We start from the raw sequence: 16,312 nt of genomic DNA on the forward strand, positions 1-16,312 counted from the left end.
GAGAGCCTGCGTGTGCTGGTGGCGCACAACTGGTACCGCACCGAGCAGCCGAGCGGCGAGAACAACGTCGTCGCGGCGGAGGTGGCGCTGCTGCGTGAGGCCGGCCACCGGGTGGACATGTTCGAGCGGCGCAGCGACGAGATCTCCGACTTCTCCCTGCCGCGCAAGGCGTTGGTGCCGGTCGCGGTGCCGTGGAACCCGGCCGCGCGGCGGGCGTTCGCCAACCGGTTGCGGCGGGAGCGGCCGGACGTGGTGCACGTGCACAACACGTTCCCGCTGCTGTCACCGTCCATTCTGGACGCCTGCCGGGACGCGGCCGTGCCGGTCGTGGCGACCCTGCACAACTACACGCAGATCTGTCCCACCGGGACGCTGTACCGGGACGGCGCGGTGTGCACGTCCTGCGTGGGCAGGGCTCCGCTGCCCGCGGTGCGGCACGGGTGCTACCGCGGTTCGTCGGTGGCGAGCGTGCCGGTGGCGTTGAACCTGCAGGTGAACCGGCGGCGGTGGTGGAGGTCGGTGTCGCGGTTCCTGTGCATCTCCGACGCGCAGCGGCAGACCCTGATCGCGAACGGCATGCCGGCCGAGAACCTGACGGTGAAGTACAACTTCGTGGCGGACACCGAGCATCGCCGGACCGGCACGGGCGAGCACCTGCTGTACCTGGGCCGGCTGGCCGAGGAGAAGGGCGTGCGGCTGCTGATGACCGCGTGGGACCGGCTCGCGGCCGGCGGCGGGCTCGGGGTGCCGCTGGTGATCGCGGGCGCCGGGCCGCTGTCGGACGAGGTGGCCTCCTGGGCCGCGTCGCGGCGTGACGTGCGGTTCGTCGGCCGGCTGGACAACGAGGCGAGCCGGGCGATGGTGGCCCGGTCGGTGGCGGTGGTGGTGCCGTCGGAGTGGCTGGAGACGTTCGGGCTCGTGGTGGTGGAGGCCATGTCGGCCGGCGTGCCTTCCGTTGTGGCGGGGCACAGTTCGCTCGCGGAGCTGGTGACCGACGGGGTGACCGGGTTGACGCACGCGCCGGGTGACGTGGCGTCGCTCGCCGACGCGCTGGGGCGGGTCGTGCGGGCGCCGAGCTCGCTGGGGCGGGCGGCACGGGAACGCTACGAGAGCGAGTTCACGCGTTCCGTGGGGCTGTCGAACCTCCTGACGAACTACCGGCAGGTCATCGAGGAGGCGAGGCGTGGCGCGCAGACTGTGCGGTGAGTCCGCCTATCCCGCCGCGCTGCTCGCGGTGGCCGGACACGGGTTGCCGGGTGCCTCCCGGCCGTTTCCCGCGTCGCCGCCGTCCTCGTGGTCCTCGCTGCTGAAGGCCGCCGAGTCGAACCGGGTGCTCGGGTTGCTGCGGTCCGCCGTGGACTCCGGCGCGCTGCCGGCGACCGCCGCGCAGCGTGCGGAGGTGCGGACCGCGCACCGGCTGGCGTTGCTGCGGGTGCTCTCGCTGGAGCGGCAGCTGGTGTCGGTGACGTCACTGCTCACGTCCGCCGGGGTGGAGACGCGGGTGTTGAAGGGCAGCGCCTACGCGCACCTGGACTACCCCGACCCGGCGCTGCGGATGTTCATCGACCTGGACCTGATGTTCCGCCCGTCGGACATCGAGCGCGCGGTGACGGTGCTGGCCGGCGCGGGGTTCGGCCGGACGCTGGCGGAACCGCGGCCGGGGTTCGACCGTCGCTTCGACAAGGGCACGACGTTGCGCGGCAAGGACTTCGAGATCGACCTGCACCGGACGTTCGTGCTGGGGCCGTGGGGTTTCCAGGTACCGCTGGACGCGCTGTGGTCCGGCGGTGAACCGTTCATGATCGGCGACCACGAGCTGACCGCGCTGTCGGGACCGCACCGGTTCCTGCACGCCTGCTACCACGCGGCGCTGGGCGACTGGCCGCTGCGGCTGGGTTCGCTGCGGGACGTGGCGGAGCTGCATCCCGCGGACGAGCCGGGGTTCGTCGCGTTGGCGACCGAGTGGGGTGTGCAGGCGGTGGTGGCCGCGGCGGTGGCGGACTCGACGCGGCTGCTGGGGTTGCCGGTCACCGGGGAGCTGCGGGAGTGGGCCGCGGCGTACGTGCCCAGCCGGCGCGAGGAACGCTGGCTGGGGCTGCACACCCGGGAGGGCAAGACGTTCGCGGCGCAGGCGCTGGCGACACTGCCGGTTCTGCCTGGGTTGCGGAACAAGGCGGCGTACCTGCGGGCGCTGGTGTTGCCGGACAAGCAGTACACTGCCGGCCGGCACATGTCGGCGTTGTCCCGCTGGAGCTTCGGCGTACGCGAGGCGTTCCGCGGGCTCGGCCGCTAAGAGGTCGTCGGCTCGCTTTGCGAACCCGCTCGGCCTAGCCGTATCTGGCCAGCCAGGCCTGCTGGAGCAGTGTCATGGACGGGGCGTGTGGGTCCTCGGACAGCCAGATCTCGCGGAGGATCTCCGGGTCCACCAGGTCCTCGTCCACTCCGGACCCGTTCCAGGTGCGGGCGAACTCCTTCGTGTAGCGGGCGAAGACGGCGTTCGCGAACAGTGCCTTCGTGCGGCGTTCCAGTACCTCGCGTGGGAGCAGGTCGCCGAACAGGCCGCGCATCGTGGCGGCCCGGCCGGTCCAGCCGAAGGAACCTCCCGTCGCGGCCACCGAGGCCACCAGCGCCGGTTCGGCGAATGCCTGTACGTACGTGACATCCAGCTCCGCGCCCAGCACTCGCACCGTCTCGTAGGAGAGCCGGGCGCAGCGGCGGGTCGCGAACTGCCAGGTGTTGTGGCCGGCGCGCAGTGCGAACGCCGCCACGTCCGCCGCGTCGCGGCGGGCCAGGTCGTCCTCCACTTCCGGGTGCAGCCACGGTCTCCGGTAACGGCCGCGCAGTGCGCCGCGGCGCCGGAGGGCGGCGGGAGCCAGGGCACGCACGGTGTCGGCGTAGACGCCGGGGGACACGACACCCTTGCGCTTCAACAGTTTCGTCAGCGGGGTGATGCGTTTGAGGCCGAACGCCTCGTCGCCGCCCTCGCCGGTCAGCAGGGTGCCGCCGCGGGCCATCTTCATCAGGCGGACCGTCGGGGCGAAGTTCGGCGGCCAGACCAGTCCGTGGCGACGCAGCACGGGGGTCGCGACCGGACCCAGTGGGTCGTGCTCGTCGTGGACGGTGAGGACGATGCGTTCCTTGATGCCGAGATGTCTCAGCACGGCGTCCTGCCAGTCGGACTCCGCCGCGTCGGGAGCCTCCGGATAGGACAGTGTGATCGGCACCGGCAAGGGCAGGCCCTGCTGGCGCGCCACGTTCACCGCGGCGGCCAGCAGGACCGAAGAGTCACGACCGCCGGAGAACGCCACCAGGCACGGCGCGGTACCGAGGTGTGCCAGCAGCAGTCGGTCGAGCACACGGCGTGGCGACTCGTGTGGCCCCGGGGGCAACGGGACCGGGTCGTAGCCGTTCACCCAACCGCCGGCGATCTCCAGCGGGTCCATTGTATACAGTCCCACACGGACTCCCTTGTGCCGACGACGACGAGACTCAGTGTTCGCCACCGTCCACACGGGTCACGAGTAGCGGTTGTTGTCGCCGAGGATCGGCAGAATCCACGTCAACTGGTCGCTGGACTTGCCGAAAAGGTTGGCCTGGGTCAGGTCCAGCAGGGTCCCGAGCTCGATGATCTCCGGAGTTTCGTAGGGCTGGCGCATGTGTCACCTCCTCCCGGTATACCTGCTACGTCGTGTGAAGGTCAGCATCATTACCAAATGGCTGTAACAAATGCTGTCCGTAGCCGGACGTACTACACATGCGACGGTTGACCAGAACGCCCCGGTTGGTCGCGGCCGCGGCGCGGGAAGTGTGGCGCGCGGACCGTGCCGGCACGATTCTCGCCGCGGTGTACCAACTTCTCGGCGCGGTGGCGGCTCTCGGGGTGGTCGCGGCCGGCAAGTTCGTGTTCGACGCGCTGCTCTCGACCGATCACGCCGGGCTCACCGTCTCGCTTCTGTTGCTGGCGCTGGCGACCGCGGTGTCCGGTTCGGTCGGTCCACTCCAGACACAGCAGAACCGGATCCTCGGCGAGCGGGTGTCACAGCGGGTGTGGGACCGATTGCTGGACACGACCGCGCGTGCCGATCTCGTCACCTACGAGTCGACCGGGTTCGCGACCGCGCTGGAACGGGTGCGGCAGCACGCGTTGGAGCACCCGTTCGCGGTCACGGCCGCACTGTTCGGGATGACGGGGAGCCTGGTCGGCGTCGGCGCGATGTCCGTCGTGCTGGTGGCGGTCGAGCCGCTGCTGCTGCCGCTGCTGCTCGCCGCGGGGGTGCCGGCGATCCTGCTGTCGCGGTGGGCGAGCCGCACCGAGTTCGCGTTCGCGCACAGGCTCACGGCGCTGTTCCGCCGGCGGCACTACCTCCGGGAGCTGCTGACGCTGCGGCCCTACGCCGCGGAGGTGCGCGCGTTCGACGCGTTCGAACCGTTGCGGTCCCGGCACGACGAGCTCAACGCCGGCGTGAACACCGCGCTGCGGCAACAGGTTCGGCGCCGGCAGGTGATCGCCGGCCTGACCACCGCCGGCGTCGCCGCGGCGCTGACCCTCGCGTTGCTGGCGATCGTGACGCTGGTGCGGGACGGCCGGCTGGGGCTCGCGGACGCCGGCGCCGCGGCCATCGCCGTGCGGTTGCTGAGCGGGCAGCTGGGGGTGCTGTTCGGCTCGATCGGCGGGTTGCTGGAGTCCGCGCCGTTCCTGGCGGATCTCGCCCGGTTCGTCGCAAGTGGACCTGCTCAGGTTGCCGCCGGCGACAAGCACCCGCTCAGCTCCGGGGTGTCGCTGCGGGACGTGCGGTTCAGCTACCCGGGCCAGGAGCGGGCGGCGGTCGACGGGGTGTCGCTGGAGATCGGCGCGGGCGAGGTCGTCGCGCTGGTGGGCGAGAACGGGTCCGGCAAGACCACGCTGGCGAAGGTGGTGGCCGGGTTGTACGACCCGGCGGACGGGTCGCGGCACTGGGACGGCGTCGCCGTGCCGGCCGCGGACGTGCGTGCGTCGGTGACGGTGATCTTCCAGGACTTCGTGCGGTACCAGATGACGTTGCGGGAGAACATAACCATCAGCGCCCCGGCCGGTGATGCCGTGCGCGCCAGCTCGTCGGCCGGCCTGGACCGGACCGTGCGCGAGCTGCCGGACGGCCTGGACACGATGCTGGGACGGGACCTGGACGAGGGCGTGGACCTGTCCGGCGGGCAGTGGCAGCGGGTCGCGCTGGCACGGGCCCTGTACCGGGACACGCCCCTGATCGTGCTGGACGAGCCGGCGGCGGCGCTGGACCCCAGGGCCGAGCACGAGCTGTTCACGAACGTACGGGCGACGCTGGGGGGCCGGGCGGCCCTGCTCATCTCGCACCGGTTCTCGAGCACCCGCATGGCGGACCGGATCTACGTGATGGACGCCGGCCGGGTCGTGGAGTGCGGCACACACGACGAGCTGATGGCCGCGGCGGGCCAGTACGCCGAGCTGTACCAACTGCAGTCGGCGGCCTACCACTGACATGATGCCCGGGTGGTGACATCCGAGCTGTCGGTGCGGGAGCTGTGCGAGTGGGCGGGCGGGCAGGCCGAGCGGCTGCGGCGCGGACTGTCCGAAGAGGCCGGTGGGTACCCGGCGTTCGTGCTCGCACAGGCGGCGAAGCTCGCCGAGGAGGTCGGTGAGCTGCAGGCCGAGGTGCTCGGCCAGGCCGGCTACCAGCGACGCGCCAAGGGCGGGTTCACCCCCGAGGGCATGGCGGGCGAGCTGGCCGACGTGCTCATCTGCACGGCGATCCTCGCCGTCTCGCACGGCGTCGACCTCGGGCGCGCCGTGGCGGACAAGATCGAACGGATCGAGGAGCGGGACTTACCCGGCGTGACAGGCGGCCTCGTCGACTAGCCGGTCGATCCCCGCGCCGAACGGCGGTCCCCACGGGATGGTCGCCTCGAGGACCGGGACCCGTTCCACCAGGGCACCCAGCGCCTGGAACGCCGCCGACATGGTCGCCGGGTCGGTCCAGCCCAGCACGCGCGGGTAGCTGCTCAGCCGCACCAGCGCCTCCACCGGACGAAGCCGGCGTGTCGAGACCTCGGTCACCTCCCGGCTCGGCTGGGGGATCACGCACGCCGCCAGCGGCAGCGGGCCGTCCACCAGGTCGCACGGGCGGTGTGCGAGCCGGCCGTCCGCGGTCTCGTAGCCACCGCCACCCGCCAGCGACCGCGCGCCGGGGCGTAGCCGGGTCTCCGTGGCGCCCGGGTACACCCGCAGGTCGGTGTCCACGCGCAGGAGGTCGTCCGAGACCAGCGGGTAGCCACGCGAGGACAGCACCGTCGCCAGCGTCGACTTCCCCATGCCCGACCGGCCCACGAACGCCACCGCGCGTTCCCCCGCCTGGACCGCGCTCGCATGCAGCACCAGCTCGGCACGCAGCATCAGGTGCATGGCCAGCAGCGCGCCCGCGATCAGCACCGGCAGCAGGCCCTCGTCGGCACCCGGGTGCGGGTGTACGGCGACCCGTGCGAACCGGGCATCGCCCACGAAGTCGCACAGGCCGGGGTACCGCAGCACCACGCCGTCGGCCCTCGCCAGCGTGTAGAAGATCGTCTGGTTCGGCCGGCCGATCTCGGCCAGGCGTTCGCCGGGTGGCCGTTCGTGGGGCACCTCACGGTCCTCGGCCAGGCTCAGCACCAGGTCGGCGGGCCCGGGCGGCCCCGGCGGCAGCGGCAGCGGCACGTCGCTGTCGACCAGCAGGCCGTGGGCTCGGTACCTCACATGGTCCCCAGGGTCGCGTACTGCGTGGACGTGGGGTCCAGTGTCCGGCCGCCGATCTCCAGCCATGAGTGCACGACCAGCTCGCCCTCGCGCCGGACCCCGATGCGCAGCACCGGGTCCAGGGTGCGCAGCCGGTGGCCGAGCACCAGGCAGCTGCGCAGGCACGTGCCGCCCATCGGCCACCTCGCGACCGCGTACGCGCAGGCCAGGACGGCCGTGCGGGTACGCCTCGGCAGCACGACCGGGACGGCGGCGGGTGCGGCGGCACTGCGCAGGTCACAGTCGATGCCGAGCTTGCGGCACATGACCGGCAGCGGGTGCCGGCGCAGGCCGATCTCGATCCTCGTCAGCCAGAACAGGGCGCGGGCCTGCTCGAACACGAAACGCACGCGGCGGCGGAACGGCATGGGTGGCCCCTTCACGCCAGCAGCCGGGCCTGGTGCAGGCGGTCGACGAACGCCTCGACGTCCTGGCGGGCGGTGGCCTCGTCGACGTCGTACTCAGCGAGGATGGCCACGACGAGGTCGTCGACGGACCGTTCCTCGGACAAGAGCTCGAAGACCCGGCTGCCGATGCCGGTGATGGCGAAGTACTGGGAGCTCGGCAGGTCCAGGACGATCGTTTCGCCGCCGATCGTACGGGCGGAGATGTCCGCGGTGCGGAGGCGCATGGTTTGTCCCTTCATCCACTGTGGATTCGGGCGGGGCCGCCTGCCCGTTACCGTGATGACGGACCGCGAAACAATCGTGACTCGGCGGACGATTCTCTTGTTGTGCGGGTCGAACCGGGTGTGAACCAGGTGCGTGCGTTGCCGGCTTCCTCCCGGGCACCGCTCGCCGTCGTGTCCGTACTGGCGGCCGTCACCCTTGTGGTGCTTGGTTTTCTGTTCGCCGGGGAGTCCAGCGGCGCACCGGTCGACGCCGGGATCCGCGCCTTTCTCCGGTCACTCGACCAGCCGTGGCATTCGATCGCGCTCGTCGTCGACTGGACCGGTGAGCCCGTCGGGTACACGGTGGTGTTGGTCACGTTCGTGATCGTGTTCCTGAGCAAGGGAAACCGGCGGGCCGCGATTCTCGCCGTCGCCGGCACCGCGGCCGCGGTCGCCGTCACCAGCGGGCTCAAACCGTTGGTGGGCCGCACGATCAACGACGGCTTCCTGTCGTTTCCGAGCGGTCATACCGCGACCGCCACGGCCTTCGCCCTCGTCGCCACCCTCGCGGCCGGCCGCCTGTGGCTGACCGCGGTCGTCACCGTGCTGGCCGCCGCGACGATGGCCTGGGCACAGGTCCTCCTCAACGCCCACTACCCGACCGACACGTTCGGCGGCTTCTGTGCCGCGCTGGCGATCGTGCCGGCCGTGGCGTGGGCGGTGGACAAGGCGGTGGATCGCTTCGAGGCTAGGCGAAGCGGCGGAACACGGGCTTGACGGGACGGCCACCGAGCCATTCGGCCGGGTCGCCGGCGTCGAGGGCCTGGCGGTAGACCACGCAGGCCTGCCGGACGGCCTTCAGCGTCTGCTCGATGTCGGCGTCCGTCAGTGCGCTGCTCACCACGAACGACGGGCCGAGCACGCCGGCCGAGATGAGCTGGCGCATGAACAGCGTCCGGTACTCCTGTGACGGTGTGCCCTCGGCGTCGAGGGTCGCGAACACCAGGTTGCTCGGCCGGCCACGCACCAGCACGTGCTCGCCGACCCCCTCGTACGTCGCGACCTCGCGCACCCCCGCCGCCAGCCGCGCACCCAGGATGTGCAGCCGCTCGGTGATGCCCTCCTCGACGTAGACGTCCATCACGGCCATGGCCGCCGCCAGCGAGTGGGTCTCCGCGCCGTGCGTCGTCGACAGCAGGAACACCCGCTCCCGCGAGTCACGCAGGCCGCCCAGTTCCATCAGCTCACGGCGGCCGGCCAGTGCCGACACCGCGAAGCCGTTGCCCAGTGCCTTGCCGAAGGCCGACAGGTCCGGGGTCACGCCGTAGAGACCCTGCGCACCAGCCTCCGACCAGCGGAAACCGGTGATCATCTCGTCGAAGATCAGCACCACGCCGTGGAACGTGCACAGGTCGCGCAGTCCCTGCAGGTAGCCCTCCGGCGGGTCGCCGTAGGTGGCCGCCTCCAGCACCACACACGCGATCTCCCGCGCCTCGAACAGCGTCGAGACCGCGTCGAGGTCCCCGTACGGGAACGTGACCACCAGCTCCTGCCGCGGGATCCCGGCGTTCATCGCGGTGGTGCCGATGAACCAGTCGTCCGTCGAGAAGAACGGCTGGTCACGGCACAGCGCGACGGTCTGCCGGCCGGTGGCCGCCCTGGCCAGCCGGATCGCGGCCGTGGTCACGTCCGAGCCGTTCTTGGCGAACTTGACCATCTCGGCGGTCGGCACGGTGGCGAGGAACTTCGCCGCCGCGTCCGCCTCGATCGCGCTGGGGCGCACGAAGTTGCTGCCCAGGTCCAGCTGTCTGCTCGCGGCCTCGACGACCCGAGGGTGCGCGTGCCCGAGGCTCACCGACCGCAGACCGGAGCCGTACTCGACGTAGGAGTTGCCGTCCACGTCCCAGACCCGAGCGCCGTGGCCGCGCTCGATCACCGGCGCCATGCCGGCCGGGTACTGGTCCTCACCCTTGGCGTAGGTATGCGCCCCACCGGGCACCATGTCGTGCAGTCGCTTGTTCGCCTCGTTGGAGGCGGTGAAATCCAAAGTCCTAGGTCCTTCCCAGCGCCACCGCGAGCGACGGTGCCGCCCTGTCCCTCTCGGACATTCGCAGCGGCGGGAACGGCCACGGGATGGCCAGCTCCGGGTCGTCGAACGCGATCGTCACGTCCTCGGCCGGGTCGTGCGCCCGGTCGATCCGGTACGACACGTCTGCCGGGTCGGTCAGCGCCTGGAAACCATGCGCACAACCTGCCGGCACATACAGCGTCACTTGTGAATCGCCCGAAAGCTCCAAATGTTTCTGCTGCAGGTAGGTGGACGAGCTGGGCCGTAGGTCGACTATGACGTCGAACACCCGGCCGTACGAGCAGCGCACCATCTTGGCCTCGCCGAGGCCGGACCGCAGGTGCATGCCCCGCAACACGGCGAAGCGGGAGCGTGACAGGCTGTCCTGCACGAACCCGTCCGGGTCGATCCCGACGGACCGCACGACGTCGGCGTCGAACGTGCGGCTGAAGAAACCCCGGTCGTCGGCATGCGGGGTCGGTTCGAACAGGTAGGCGCCCTCGATCTCGGGCACCGGCACGGCTTTCATCGCTCACCTCGGAGAATCGCGGACAGCTCGGCCAGCTGCCGCTCGACACGTCCGGACATCTCGGCGTTGCGCCGCGTGAGCACGGCCCGCACCTCGGGCCCGCTCTCCTCCAGCACGGTGAACTGCTTGACCAGCCGGTCGACGTCGAGGTCGCGCATGGAGTGGCAGAAGTCACCGAGGCCCATCTCGGCCATCAACGCGTCGCTCTTGGCCGCGTAGCCGACGCCGACCGTCGGCTTGCCGAGCTTCACCGCGGCCAGCACGTTGTGGTACCGGGACGCGACCACCGATTCCACGCGGGCCATCTCGAACAGCAGCTCGTCCAAAGTGGACGTGTGGACGACCGAGACCCCGCGGGAGCCGACCGCGTCGATGATCCGCTCGGCCACCCGCTCGTCGACCTGGTCGCCGACGAAGAGCCGGACCACGCGGCCGTCCTCGGTGAGCCGGCGCACGAAGTCGGTCATGCCGGACACGTAGTCGCGGTGGATCCGCGCCGCCCTGGCACGGTCGTCGTTGCTGCCGTGGTAGTCCATCACGCCGACGCCCACCACACCCTTGTCCACCGGTGGGTTGGGGTTCGGCAGGGCGAACGCGAGGTCGGTGTGCACCGGGTCGCCGGACGTGTCGACGCCCATGGCGCTCAACGCCTCCCGCGAGACCTCGTCGCGGTAGGAGCGGTAGTGGGCGAGCCGGGCCGCACCGACCAGCAGCGTGCGGTTGGCCCGGTCGGCGACCACGGCCGCGCCGACCGCGAGGAACACGACCTTGGTGCGGACCAGCTTGCCGGACAGCGACAGCAGGAACAGCGAGTACGGCCAGCCCCACGGCCGCAGCGGCAGCGTGGTCTCCAGCACACCCATGCCCGGCACGATCACCACGTCCTGCCTGCGGACCCAGTTCGCCGTGCGGAAGGCGTCGACGACCTTGCCGAGTCCTTTTCGGACGATCGAGGTCAGCCGGGACGCGGTCGTGTACTCCGCGCGGTTCCAGTTCATGGGCACGGCCGCGACGCCGTGGCGGGCCATGACGTCCTCGGGGCCGGAGCAGAACACCTCGATCCGCGCCGCGGGGTGCTCGTCCCGCAGATGGCCGAGCACGGCGGCCAGCGAACCGTCGTTGCCGAGGTTGCCGGTGCCGAGCAGGCCGAACAGCCCGACCCTCATGACCGCACCGGCCGGCCCGGGACGATCCCGTCGATCGACAGGACCTGCTCGGTCGGCGCGACGGCCGGGCGGCTGTCGGCGCTGACCACGCGGCGGGTCACCCGGCTGGACAGGTACTCGGCGAGGTGCCGGTAGCACTTCGCCTTCTCGGCGCGGCTGACCGGTGCGCGGTTGATCAGGTCGACGTATCCCCAGGCATACTCGGCGAGCAGCCGGACGGTCGGGTTGAAGCCCTTGCCACGCTTCGGGTCCAGGTTCGCGCAGCGGCTGCGCACGCTCGGGTTCGCGCGCTCGGCGCGGGTCTCGTGGTCGCGGCGGAAGTACAGCAGCTCCGGCACCTGGTGGAAACGGCCCTGCATGGCCAGGTCCATCACGAACGTCCGGTCGGCGTGGTGGTAGCTGTCGTGCGGCTTGACGTTCCGCAGTGCCGCCGACCGGATGACGCCGTAGAAGTCGTCGCCGCCGGACGCGTACAGCAGGCCGCGGAAGCGCTCCGCCGCGGACGGCGAGTCGGTCGGGATGCGGTAGTCGTACGGCTCGATGATCCGCCCGGCGCTGTCGATCGTGGCGTTGTAGGAGTGCGCGAGGACGAGGTCCGGGTGCTCGTCCAGTGCCTCGACGCAGCGTTCGAGCAGCGTGCGGCCGTAGAGGTCGTCGTGGGACGCCCACTTGAACAGCTCACCGCTGGCCAGCGTGAACACGTGGTTGTGGTTGCCGGCCGCGCCGATGTTCTCGGGCAGGCGGTGGTAGCTCACCCGTGCGTCCATGGCCACGTACTTCCGGCAGATCGCCGGCGTGCCGTCGGTCGACGCGTTGTCGGTGATGATCAGCTCGTAGTCCTCGTAGGACTGGCCGAGCAGCGCGTCGAGGGACTCCGCCAGGTACTCCTCACCGTTGTAGACCGGCAGGCCGATGGTGAGTCGGGGTGTCCTTCGGGTTGTCCGTCGGGTTGTCATGGTGCACTCACTTCCACCAGTTCAGGTTCGGAGACCGGGGTGTGGTCGCGCGCCGCCGCGCGAAGCTGCCACCACCACAGACCGGCCCCCAGCCACATGGCCGTCGTGGATCCCCAGCTCATGCCGACCGCGCCGCCGAGCGCCGCGCCGGCGAGGCCGAAGCCGAGATAGCCGGCGGACGCGACCAGCTGGACCCGCAGGCTTCTCCGTGCCGCACCCAGCGCACGGAGGCCGGCCGTCGCCCCGGCGACGATGCCGGCGGCCGTGACCGACAGGGAGACGGGGAGGATCAGGTGCGATGCTGGCGCCCACACCTCGTTGAGCAGGAACCGGCCGAGCGCGTCCGGTACGACGAGCAGCAACGCGGCACCCCACAAGGCCGCCGCGGCCGCCTGCGCGCCGCCGATGAGGACGCAGAACTTCACGAGCCGGTGCGGCGCGCGGCGCAGGACCCGCGCCGCCTCCGGCACCGCGACCAGGCTCACGCCCATGAGCAGCGCGAGGAACGGGCCGAGCAGCAGCTCGGCGCCGCGGATCGCGCCGACGTCCGCCAGCCCCGCGATGGCGCCGAGACCGTACATGCGCAGCTGCGACGCGCCGCTGTTGCTGACGTTCTCGACCATGTAGCGCGCGCCGAGGTCCCGGTGCCGCGCCAACCAGTCGCGCACGCCGTTGAAGTGCGGCGCGACCCCGCTCTGCAGCAGGCCGAAGCCGGCCGCGACCAGGGCGGCGCCGCCCCACGCGAGTACGAAGCCCCAGACCGTGCTGTGGATCGCCGCGAGGAGCAGCAACGGGATCATGACGACGGTCCACACCGTGTCGTTGACGAACGCCTTGTGCCCCTGGCCGGCCGCGAAGAACGCGAACCGCCAGGCGTCCTGCAGCAGCAGGCCCGGCGTCACGACCGCGAGCGCGAGGAAGGCGCCGCCGAGGCTGCCGCCGATGGCCAGCCCGGCCAGGGCGGACAGCGCGCCGAACACAATGCCGACGGCGATGGCGGTGCCGGCCGCGCGGGCGGTGGCGGCCCGCCATTCCTCTGTGGACACTCCGGAGAACCGGACCACGAGCGGGTCGGTGGCGAGGCCGCGGGAGATGTTGAGGATCACGCCGTAGGTCACCCACGCGAGGCCGAACACGCCGAACGCGGCCACCCCCAGCTCGCGGGCGACCACGAGGCCGACCAGGAAGTTCGAGATGCTGGACACCGCCTGGTCGCCGAGTCCCCAGGACAGACGCCTCGCGATCCCCCGGATCCCGGCCCGGGAGCCGGTTCCCGCACGGGGCGACCCGTCAGACACAGTCGTCCTTCAGTAGTCCGGCGGCGTGCAGGGCGTCCGCGGCCGCGACGACGGCGGAGAACGGCAGCCGCGCGCGGTCGGCGATGGCGAGCAGGTCGTTGGTCCCGTCGGACAGGTTCAGCACCCACAGCATGGCGAGCTGTGCGTCCTTCGCGTCGCTGCGGCCGCCGAGCGAGGAGTACAGGCCGCGCCTGCCCAGCTGCGGCTCGCCGTACGGGCTGAGGTTGACGTACGTGCGGTTGCGCTCGAGGATCCCGACCGCCTCCTGACAGGCCTCCAGTGTGTCCACAAGGGACTCCGGCGTGACGAAGTCCGGGTCGTCGCCCGAGGTGTGGTACTCCGGGTAGCCGGCGTAGGGGGTCCTCGTCAGCGAGCCGACACCCAGGTCGAAGCCGGGCGAGCAGTACTGGCGCTCGTCGTAGCCGTACGGGGAGAACTCGCGGATCTCATGTGGACGGTCGCGCAGGACGTGCGCGAGAACGCGGTCGATCTCGGCGTCGCCGCGGCGGCTCTGCTTGTAGGTCAGCGAACCCCGGTCGCCCGCGCAGGCCAGCACGACACCGTGCTTCACGCGGTCGACCCGCTCCCGGTTGCGGGCCAGCCAGGTGATCGCGCCGATCGTGCCGGGCGCGAAGATGAACCGGTACGTGTAGTAAGGGTTTCCCGGCGTCAGCGCCAACCAGCGAGCGAGCTCGACGGCGACCGCCACGCCGGCCATGTTGTCGTTGGCGAGCGACGGGTGGCAGACGTGACAGGAGACGATCACCTCGTCCTCGACCTGGCCGGGCACGACGTGCTCGGCGTAGGTCAGCGAGCCGTCGGCCAGGGTCGAGTCGATCCGGACCTCGTAGTCACCCTCCGGCAGCCGGTCCAAAGTGGACTGAGCGAGACAGAAGCCCCAGGTCGGCGCGTAGTAGGACGTCCGGTACGGCACGAGCGCGGGCTGGTCGGGCAGCGTGTGCAGGTGCTCGCGCAGCTCGGCCAGCGGCATGGTCTCGTCGACCGGCACGCTGTAGCCGACCACGTGCAGGTTCAGCTCCTGGAAGTCAACGACCCGCTCGCCGTCGCGGGCGATGTAGGCGTCGCGGATGTTCCACTCCTGCGGCACGGTCCAGTCGAGCACCTGGGTCCCCGTCGGCACCTCGTGCACGGTCAGGTCCAGGTGCTCGCCGACGACGGCGAGCGTCTCGCGCACGCCGTCGCCGGTGATGCTCCGGCACAGCGGGTAGAGCCGCCGCACCAGAGCATGCATGTCCTCACCGGGGAACATGACGCAGCGTCTCGTCGACCGAGCCGCGGGCCGTCTCGTTCTTCAGCCACGCGAGGCGGGTGAACCGGCGGTCGAACGTCTCGCGGGTCAGGCCGTGCTTCTGGTAGGCCTCGGCCAGCTCCAGCGCGCCGTCCTTGATCGACCACTCGCAGTCGAAGCCGGGGATCGCCGCGCGGAAGCGGGAGAAGTCGACCCGGTAGGAACGCGGGTCCGCGCCTGCCTCGCCGGTGATCCGCAACGTCGAGCCCGGCACGGCCTCGACGACCTCGTTCGCGATCTCCGCGACCGTCACGTTGTTCCGCTCGGTGCCGATGTTGAACGCCTTGTCGTGCACGGCCTCCCGCGGCGCCACCAGCGCGGCGGCGAACGCCCGCGCGATGTCGCCGGCATGCACGAGCGGCCGCCACGGCGTGCCGTCGGACAGCACCAGCACCTCGCCGGACAGGTACGCGTGGCCGACCAGGTTGTTCAGCACGATGTCCGCCCGCAGCCGCGGTGAGAAGCCGAACGCCGTGGCGTTGCGCAGGTAGATGGGCGTGAAGTTGTCGTCGGCCAGCTCGTGCAGGTCGCCCTCGACGCGGACCTTCGACTCCGCGTACGGGGTGACCGGGCGCAACGGGGCGTCCTCGTCGACCAGGCCGTCGCCGCCGGACGCGCCGTACACCGAACACGTCGAGGCGTACAGGAACCGTCCGACGCCGGCGTCCCGCGCCAGCCGGGCGAGCCGGCTGGAGGCGCGGTGGTTGATGTCGTAGGTCAGGTCCGGGGCCAGCGCGCCGAGCGGGTCGTTCGACAGCGCGGCCAGGTGGATGACCGCGTCGAACCCCTGGACCTGGTCGAGCTGTACGTCACGCAGGTCGACGTTCACACCGGGCGGGTCGTTCGGCGCCGGGCCGAGCAGGCACTCGCCGAACAGCTCGGAGTCGAGCCCGACCACCTCGTGCCCGGCCTCGGCGAGCACCGGTGCCATGACCGTGCCCAGGTATCCTTTGTGGCCAGTGAGCAAGACCCTCATGAGCCCTCCAAACCAAGAGTCAGCTTGGTGACGAAGAAGGCCTCGGCATATCGTTCCTGGCACTCGATCCCGCGGATCCGCGCCAAACCCAGGAAGGCCTCCTTGTCATACCAAGGACGGTGTCGCTGCGAGGCGTAGTGCTGTTGCAGCAGTGAGACCTTTTTCTCGGCGAGTTCCGCGGACAGCGGCTGGTAGGCGTTGGGCCTGGCCAGGTCGCCGTCCCACTTGACGATCTCGTAACCCAGCACGAGGTGGTCCCGGAAAGCGGTCGGCACCAGCCGCGCGAGGCCACGGTGGTCCTGGTGCGCGTCATCGGCGCGGGGCGCCAGGATCATGTCCGGGTCCGACCGCCCGCGCAGCTCCTCGACCGCGTTCTTGGCCTCGTCCCAGTGCGCCGGCAGCCGGCCGTCCGGTAGCTTGTGGACGGTCACGTCGAGCTCGGCGCCGGGGCAGAACGCCCGCAGCGCGGCACGTTCCTCGTCCTCGCGGTCGGTGCCGCCGCCCGACAGCACGAGCGCGTCGACCCGTACCCCCGGGTTCGCCCGGCAGAGCGCGAGCAGCGTGCCGCCCGCGCCGATCGCGACATCGTCGCAGTGCGCACCGAGAACGACCACCG

The 16,312-nt window shown here is 71.2% G+C and carries 18 protein-coding genes; 5 read left to right on the top strand and 13 right to left on the bottom strand.

The genetic code is table 11. The features are described from left to right. Positions 1-6: 6 nt before the first annotated feature. Positions 7-1,206, top strand: coding sequence for a glycosyltransferase (locus VET29_RS28335; RefSeq protein ID WP_324926079.1), 1,200 nt, complete (start codon positions 7-9; stop codon positions 1,204-1,206). Continuing rightward, on the top strand, positions 1,184-2,293 hold the full coding sequence (locus tag VET29_RS28340; RefSeq protein ID WP_324925931.1) for a nucleotidyltransferase family protein: 1,110 nt from the start codon (positions 1,184-1,186) through the stop codon (positions 2,291-2,293). The genes VET29_RS28335 and VET29_RS28340 overlap by 23 nt, the downstream gene beginning before the upstream one ends. Positions 2,294-2,327: 34 nt before the next feature. Here the strand turns inward: VET29_RS28340 and VET29_RS28345 are convergent, their stop codons facing one another. Continuing rightward, positions 2,328-3,458 carry an asparagine synthase-related protein gene (locus VET29_RS28345; protein WP_324925933.1) on the bottom strand — a complete coding sequence of 377 codons (1,131 nt, stop codon included), beginning with the start codon at positions 3,456-3,458 and terminating at the stop codon, positions 2,328-2,330. Between the two features lie 57 nt (positions 3,459-3,515). Next, positions 3,516-3,656, bottom strand: a complete 141-nt coding sequence (locus tag VET29_RS28350) for a hypothetical protein (protein WP_324925935.1) — start codon at positions 3,654-3,656, stop codon at positions 3,516-3,518. A 107-nt stretch (positions 3,657-3,763) separates the two neighbouring features. Between VET29_RS28350 and VET29_RS28355 the strand changes: the two genes are divergently transcribed. Both VET29_RS28355 and VET29_RS28360 read left to right on the top strand, forming a co-directional pair. Further along, complete coding sequence (locus tag VET29_RS28355) at positions 3,764-5,494, top strand: ABC transporter ATP-binding protein (RefSeq protein WP_324925937.1); 1,731 nt, start codon at positions 3,764-3,766, stop codon at positions 5,492-5,494. Positions 5,495-5,506: 12 nt separating this feature from the next. Beyond that, positions 5,507-5,872, top strand: a complete 366-nt coding sequence (locus tag VET29_RS28360; protein WP_324925939.1) for a hypothetical protein — start codon at positions 5,507-5,509, stop codon at positions 5,870-5,872. On the opposite strand, the gene VET29_RS28365 is transcribed toward VET29_RS28360, so the two are convergent. From VET29_RS28365 to VET29_RS28375, 3 genes are read right to left on the bottom strand one after another with little or no spacing between them, the layout of a single operon-like run. Next, positions 5,840-6,745, bottom strand: a complete 906-nt coding sequence (locus VET29_RS28365; RefSeq protein ID WP_324925941.1) for a hypothetical protein — start codon at positions 6,743-6,745, stop codon at positions 5,840-5,842. The genes VET29_RS28360 and VET29_RS28365 overlap by 33 nt on opposite strands. Next, the gene (locus tag VET29_RS28370; protein ID WP_324925944.1) at positions 6,742-7,152 is read right to left on the bottom strand and encodes a lasso peptide biosynthesis B2 protein; all 411 of its coding nucleotides are present in this window, start codon (positions 7,150-7,152) and stop codon (positions 6,742-6,744) included. The genes VET29_RS28365 and VET29_RS28370 overlap by 4 nt, the downstream gene beginning before the upstream one ends. An 11-nt stretch (positions 7,153-7,163) precedes the next feature. After that, positions 7,164-7,415 (bottom strand): PqqD family protein, encoded by a 252-nt coding sequence (locus VET29_RS28375; RefSeq protein ID WP_324925946.1) that lies wholly within the window; start codon positions 7,413-7,415, stop codon positions 7,164-7,166. A 102-nt stretch (positions 7,416-7,517) separates the two neighbouring features. Between VET29_RS28375 and VET29_RS28380 the strand changes: the two genes are divergently transcribed. Further along, entirely contained in the window at positions 7,518-8,171 is a 654-nt protein-coding gene (locus VET29_RS28380; RefSeq protein WP_324925948.1) for a phosphatase PAP2 family protein, read from the top strand. On the opposite strand, the gene VET29_RS28385 is transcribed toward VET29_RS28380, so the two are convergent. Genes VET29_RS28385 through VET29_RS28420 form a run of 8 tightly spaced genes read right to left on the bottom strand, consistent with a single transcriptional unit; the run spans position 8,143 to position 16,310 of the window. Beyond that, the gene (locus tag VET29_RS28385; RefSeq protein ID WP_324926081.1) at positions 8,143-9,396 is read right to left on the bottom strand and encodes a glutamate-1-semialdehyde 2,1-aminomutase; all 1,254 of its coding nucleotides are present in this window, start codon (positions 9,394-9,396) and stop codon (positions 8,143-8,145) included. The two genes, VET29_RS28380 and VET29_RS28385, sit on opposite strands and share 29 nt — an antisense overlap. Positions 9,397-9,445: 49 nt before the next feature. Beyond that, the gene (locus VET29_RS28390; RefSeq protein ID WP_324925950.1) at positions 9,446-9,991 is read right to left on the bottom strand and encodes a dTDP-4-dehydrorhamnose 3,5-epimerase family protein; all 546 of its coding nucleotides are present in this window, start codon (positions 9,989-9,991) and stop codon (positions 9,446-9,448) included. Beyond that, a complete protein-coding gene (locus VET29_RS28395) occupies positions 9,988-11,157 on the bottom strand; it encodes a polysaccharide pyruvyl transferase family protein (RefSeq protein ID WP_324925952.1) in 1,170 nt (389 codons plus the stop codon). Before VET29_RS28395 ends, VET29_RS28390 begins: the two co-directional genes overlap by 4 nt. Then, positions 11,154-12,113: a glycosyltransferase family 2 protein gene (locus tag VET29_RS28400; protein ID WP_324925954.1), complete on the bottom strand. Its 960-nt coding sequence runs from the start codon at positions 12,111-12,113 to the stop codon at positions 11,154-11,156. The genes VET29_RS28395 and VET29_RS28400 overlap by 4 nt, the downstream gene beginning before the upstream one ends. Next, a complete protein-coding gene (locus VET29_RS28405) occupies positions 12,110-13,411 on the bottom strand; it encodes a hypothetical protein (RefSeq protein WP_324925956.1) in 1,302 nt (433 codons plus the stop codon). The genes VET29_RS28400 and VET29_RS28405 overlap by 4 nt, the downstream gene beginning before the upstream one ends. Beyond that, a complete protein-coding gene (locus tag VET29_RS28410; RefSeq protein WP_414636632.1) occupies positions 13,404-14,681 on the bottom strand; it encodes a DUF4910 domain-containing protein in 1,278 nt (425 codons plus the stop codon). Before VET29_RS28410 ends, VET29_RS28405 begins: the two co-directional genes overlap by 8 nt. Next, positions 14,668-15,696 (bottom strand): NAD(P)-dependent oxidoreductase, encoded by a 1,029-nt coding sequence (locus tag VET29_RS28415; RefSeq protein WP_324925960.1) that lies wholly within the window; start codon positions 15,694-15,696, stop codon positions 14,668-14,670. The genes VET29_RS28410 and VET29_RS28415 overlap by 14 nt, the downstream gene beginning before the upstream one ends. Next, positions 15,693-16,310 carry a PIG-L deacetylase family protein gene (locus tag VET29_RS28420; RefSeq protein WP_414636634.1) on the bottom strand — a complete coding sequence of 206 codons (618 nt, stop codon included), beginning with the start codon at positions 16,308-16,310 and terminating at the stop codon, positions 15,693-15,695. The genes VET29_RS28415 and VET29_RS28420 overlap by 4 nt, the downstream gene beginning before the upstream one ends. Positions 16,311-16,312: the final 2 nt, after the last annotated feature.

It is taken from the genome of Actinophytocola sp., from assembly GCF_035634895.1.
Taxonomy (GTDB): domain Bacteria; phylum Actinomycetota; class Actinomycetes; order Mycobacteriales; family Pseudonocardiaceae; genus Actinophytocola.